The organism is Anabaena catenula FACHB-362, assembly GCF_014698735.1.
Taxonomy (GTDB): domain Bacteria; phylum Cyanobacteriota; class Cyanobacteriia; order Cyanobacteriales; family Nostocaceae; genus Anabaena; species Anabaena variabilis_A.
Window position 1 is genome coordinate 1 of record NZ_JACJTQ010000095.1, and the last position, 5,175, is coordinate 5,175.

A 5,175-nucleotide genomic window follows, 5' to 3' on the forward strand; every position below is an offset into this window, starting at 1 on the left:
TCAGATTGACCGTGTTAGCCTGTGGACTAGATCGTGCCGACACGAATAGGATGAAGCAGGAAGAAAAAGCTGGTAATTGTTAGCATTTGTTAGCTTTTTTGTATCGGCAAAAAACTGTTGCCTATGACGTTGATGGAGATGATTGACAAATTTACCCAATTTCACCATCTTAAACAATTAAAAATTAACAATTAAACGCCGAAAACTGCTGTAATATCTGCCCTGATTGATGTTTTCCCTTTTTTCCCCCACACCTTACCCCCTAATTCTTTGCATCTGAGCAAAAGCTAGGTATATCCTATCGTTGAATAGAGAGTTAATAATTAATTTCAGATTATGGCAGGACATAGTAAATGGGCAAATATTAAGCGTCAGAAGGCTGTAGTAGATGCCAAAAGAGGAAATATCTTCACTCAACTGTCACGGGCGATAATTGTTGCTGCTAGAAATGGTGTACCAGATCCTGCTGGTAATTTTCAACTGCGGACAGCAATTGACAAGGCGAAGGCAGCGGGGATTCCTAATGATAATATTGAAAGAGCGATTGCTAAAGGTGCAGGTACTTTTGGGGGCGACAACTCCAGTTTAGAAGAAATTCGCTATGAAGGTTATGGCGCTGGTGGTGTAGCAATTTTAATTGAAGCCCTCACAGATAACCGCAATCGCACAGCAGCTGATTTGCGGGTAGCTTTTAGTAAAAATGGTGGAAATTTGGGGGAAACAGGTTGTGTGGCTTGGATGTTTACCCAAAAAGGCGTTTGTGTGGTGTCGGGGGTTTTAGATGAAGAACAGCTTTTAGAAGCTTCTTTAGAAGGTAATGCTGAGTCCTATGAAATGACGGAAGATGAAACCGCTGAAGTATTTACTGAGGTAGCAAATTTAGAAACTCTCAGTCAAACACTCAAAGCAAAAGGCTTTAAAGTCGCAGATGTTGAATTGCGCTGGATTCCTGGTAATCAGGTGGAAGTTACAGATTCTGAACAGGCGCGATCGCTCTTCAAATTGATTGATACCCTAGAAGGATTAGATGATGTACAAAATGTGACAGCCAATTTTGACATGGCGGATAATCTCATGGCTACTATGGTTTAGGAAACTCTTATACCAATTTTATGTGAGGCTGCACAGAATCCTGAAATCCATTGATTCATTTATCTTTATCTGTGTTTATCTGCGGTCAATTATTCTTGATATTTTATTCTATGCAGCTTCATATTTATTTGGTATTAATGGGAAACAGATAAAATCCGAGTTAATTACAAATTACGAATTATTTTCATGTTTTTCCCTTTGTCAACTTGCTCTCTGAGGGGACTTGCGTGAAAATAATAGGTAAAACGCCGTAATCTCTCTTAACAATGTCCCCGACTCAGCTTACTCAAACCCTTCCTCCTCCCCACACACCCACAAACCAAAGGGAATATGATTATGATTTGGTAATTGTCGGTGGTGGGATTGTTGGCTTAACCCTGGCTGCTGCTTTAAAAGACTCTGGCTTGAGTGTGCTACTAATTGAAGCTAAGGTGACATCAGCCGCAGTCGCTAAAGGCCAAGCTTACGCCGTACATATGCTTTCAGCCCGAATCTTCCAAGGAATTGGTATTTGGGACAAAATTATGCCTAATGTGGCTAAATATAACAAAGTGCGGCTATCTGATGCTGACTATGCCGATGTGGTGAAATTCCAAACTTCTGATTTAGGGACTTCAGAATTAGGTTATGTGGCTGAACATTATGCACTGTTACAACCTTTACAGGAATTTGTACAGATTTGTCCGAATGTAACTTATCTCTGTCCAGCCGAAGTGGTAAATACGCGAAATGACAAAGATATAGTTACTGTTAATATCAAAGTTGATGGTGAAAATCGGACAATCCGCAGTAAATTACTAGTGGCAGCAGATGGTTCAAAGTCGCCGATTCGCCAAGCTGCGGGAATTAAAACTAAAGGCTGGAAATACTGGCAATCATGTATTGTGGCTTTTGTCAAGCCGGAAAAATGCCATAACTATACAGCTTACGAAAAGTTTTGGACTAGTGGCCCCTTTGCAATTTTACCCTTACCGGGGAACCGTTGCCGAATTGTGTGGACTGCACCTCATGAAGAAGCCAAGGCTTTGTGTGCTTTAAATGATGAGGAATTTTTGGCTGAACTCACCAAACGCTATGGTGATCAGATGGGTAAATTGGAATTATTAGGCGATCGCTTTATTTTTCAGGTACAGTTGATGCAGAGCGATCGCTATGTTCTCCCCCGTCTGGCTTTAGTCGGTGACGCAGCACACAACTGTCACCCTGTCGGTGGACAAGGTTTAAATTTAGGTATTCGTGACGCAGCAGCTTTAGCAGAAGTCATCCAAACAGCGCACCAAGCTGGGGAAGATATTGGTAATATCCAAATTCTCAAAAAATATGAACGCTGGAGAAAAAAAGAAAATCTGGCAATTTTAGGTTTTACCGATTTGTTAGATCGAGTATTTTCTAATAACTTCTTCCCCCTGGTAATAATACGACGTTTAGGTTTATGGTTTATGCAGCGAGTACCAATGTTAAAAGTATTTGCGCTCAAATTGATGATTGGGTTAAAGGGGAAAACTCCAGAATTAGGGAAACAGTAAATATTGCTAATGCAAGTTTACGAATTACGAATTATTTCAACCCGGTTTTCATATCAATCGGGTTGATTTTCATTATAGTATAGGGATTTAGCAACCTCAGTTGAGTCTAAACCGCAAATAATTTTACCTCCAACCAATTTAGGACTTTCCGGTGGTATTGTTGATGGTTGATTACTTTCACAAACTATACCTATAGTTTTGAGTTCTGCTGTTTTGCTAACAAATACAATTCCTATATAGCTTTTGAGTCCAGTTATTTTCGGTGTAGCTATTGCTATAGCTTGATTAGCGTCTATTGCTTTCACTCCATAAATATATTGATCTGGATGTGTGTGTCGGTATTTATCATAATGTGAATTAATTCCCAATTCTGATAGGACTACAGATAAATTAGACTCAAACTTATTGTTTTGCATATAGTAGTATCTTTGGTATCTATTTATAATATTAATTAAATCCTTGGGTTCTATTTTTTTTACTTTCATAATTGAACGCACTAATAATTCTGAACCTAGCCATCCGCATCCAAGAATCAAAGTAATAACAATAATGGGTAAAAGATATTTTTTAGAAAGTAATGATTTTTGATCCATAGATTATTAAATAACCTAAATCCATTTTTTCAACAGAATTGATACAATTTATCAAAATTGTGCAATTGCCTCTCGTAGATTACAAAGCAAGAAAAGTAGCTGACAAAGCCCCAGCGATTTGCACAAATACCTGACTTGTAATTGAACTAAAATCAGCTAGAGTCAGGGGAAACCCAGTATCACCACCATGACAGATGCGGGGGTCAAGGGGAATTTTTCCTAAAAGCGGTGCTTGCAGTTCTGTTGACAATTTTTCACCGCCACCACTACCGAAAACTGAAGTTTTTTCGTTATTTACGCCGATAAAATAGCTCATATTCTCAATAATGCCAAGAACAGGAACTCCCACTTGGCGGAACATATAGATACTGCGACGCACATCAGAAACTGCCACTTCTTGAGGAGTTGTTACCAATATCACCCCACAAATCGGGCTTTCTTGCACAATAGTAATTTGAGCATCTCCAGTACCAGGAGGCAAGTCTATCAACAGATAGTCCAGTTCTCCCCACTCAACTTCATGTATAAATTGAGTGATAATCTTGTGTAAAACAGGGCCACGCCATGCTAGGGGATGATCCGGTTCTGCCAAAAGTCCCACAGATATGACTTTGATACCATGCGCTTCCAATGGTAAAAATTTTTGACCGTTAGCAGTATCAATAACTGTAACTTCAGATTTTCCTAAACCGAGCATTTGAGGAACGTTGGGGCCATAAACATCGGCATCTAATAACCCAACTTTGGCTCCTGTTAATTTCAAAGCTGCTGCTAGATTAACTGCGGTTGTGGATTTTCCTACACCTCCTTTACCACTGGAGATAGCTAAGGTGGTTTTGACTCCAGGAATAGTACAAATTTGAATGTAAGTTTTTTTGCACCAAGTCAGTGATGATAAAGCGGTTTGAATTTCTGCTTGTAAGTGGTGTTGTTGAGAACCGATGTAAAGACGCAGGTAAATGTAGTTATCAACTATTCGCAAGTTTCGCACCATTCCCAAGCTAACGATGTCATTTTTTAGGGTGGGTTCGATGACTTGTTTGAGGAGTTGGATAACTTCTGGTTGACGGGGGTCTGGAGGAGTTATTTGTATTTCCTCCGGTGGTTGTTGGAAGGGAGATTGATGGTTAGACATTGATAATATACAAAAATATTCTGGTTCAAATTTTGTATGGGTGGGTGTGTACTACATTTTTTGGGTGTTCTCAAAACTAAGTAGGTTGGCGTTAAAAATTGTCGTTGGGATAAGGCAGGGGGCAGGGAGCTTTCTAGCAGGGGGAGAAAGGGTTTTAGCCTTGTTTACTTTTCTTTACACAGTTTGGTTTCATTGTGCTTACCTACTTATGTACAACAAGGAGAAATTGACTATGACAAACTCGCAAGTCGTGGAAAAGAACTTTTCACAGGTTCCTGTGATTGATATTAGTGCTTTGGTTTCTAGAATAAGCGATCGCTCTGCTGTAGCTACTGAAATTGGTCAAGTGTGCCGAGACTGTGGGTTTTTCTATATTACTGGACATGGCGTAGACGAAGATTTACAGCAACGTTTAGAGCAAATAAGCCGAGAGTTTTTCGCTCAAGATTTAGAAAATAAAATGGAAATACACATGGCTTTGGGTGGTAAAGCATGGCGGGGATATTTTCCCATTGGGGGTGAACTGACATCTGGTAAACCTGACCTCAAAGAAGGTATTTATTTTGGTACTGAATTGAAAGCAGATCACCCACTAGTAAAAGCTGGTACACCAATGCATGGTGCAAACTTATTCCCATCTAATATTCCCCTGTTCCGTGAGACGGTGTTGGAGTATATGAACGCTATGACGCAACTGGGACATCATCTCATGGAGGGAATTTCCGATACAAAAAAGCTAACAAATGCTAACAATTACCAGCTTTTTCTTCCTGCTTCATCCTATTCGTGTCGGCACGATCTAGTCCACAGGCTAACACGGTCAATCTGA

General features: G+C 39.9%; 5 protein-coding genes. 3 read left to right on the forward strand and 2 right to left on the reverse strand.

Features of this window, described 5'->3' with window-relative positions:
• Positions 1-336 precede the first annotated feature (336 nt).
• A complete protein-coding gene (locus tag H6G68_RS26490) occupies positions 337-1,092 on the forward strand; it encodes a YebC/PmpR family DNA-binding transcriptional regulator (RefSeq protein WP_190909306.1) in 756 nt (251 codons plus the stop codon).
• Between the two features lie 266 nt (positions 1,093-1,358).
• Complete coding sequence (locus H6G68_RS26495) at positions 1,359-2,618, forward strand: FAD-dependent hydroxylase (RefSeq protein ID WP_190909307.1); 1,260 nt, start codon at positions 1,359-1,361, stop codon at positions 2,616-2,618.
• Between the two features lie 53 nt (positions 2,619-2,671).
• Here the strand turns inward: H6G68_RS26495 and H6G68_RS26500 are convergent, their stop codons facing one another.
• On the reverse strand, positions 2,672-3,211 hold the full coding sequence (locus tag H6G68_RS26500) for a type IV pilin-like G/H family protein (RefSeq protein ID WP_190909308.1): 540 nt from the start codon (positions 3,209-3,211) through the stop codon (positions 2,672-2,674).
• A 79-nt stretch (positions 3,212-3,290) separates the two neighbouring features.
• Positions 3,291-4,346 carry an Mrp/NBP35 family ATP-binding protein gene (locus tag H6G68_RS26505; RefSeq protein ID WP_190909309.1) on the reverse strand — a complete coding sequence of 352 codons (1,056 nt, stop codon included), beginning with the start codon at positions 4,344-4,346 and terminating at the stop codon, positions 3,291-3,293.
• A gap of 232 nt (positions 4,347-4,578) precedes the next feature.
• Between H6G68_RS26505 and H6G68_RS26510 the strand changes: the two genes are divergently transcribed.
• Positions 4,579-5,175: a 2-oxoglutarate and iron-dependent oxygenase domain-containing protein gene (locus tag H6G68_RS26510; protein WP_190909310.1), complete on the forward strand. Its 597-nt coding sequence runs from the start codon at positions 4,579-4,581 to the stop codon at positions 5,173-5,175.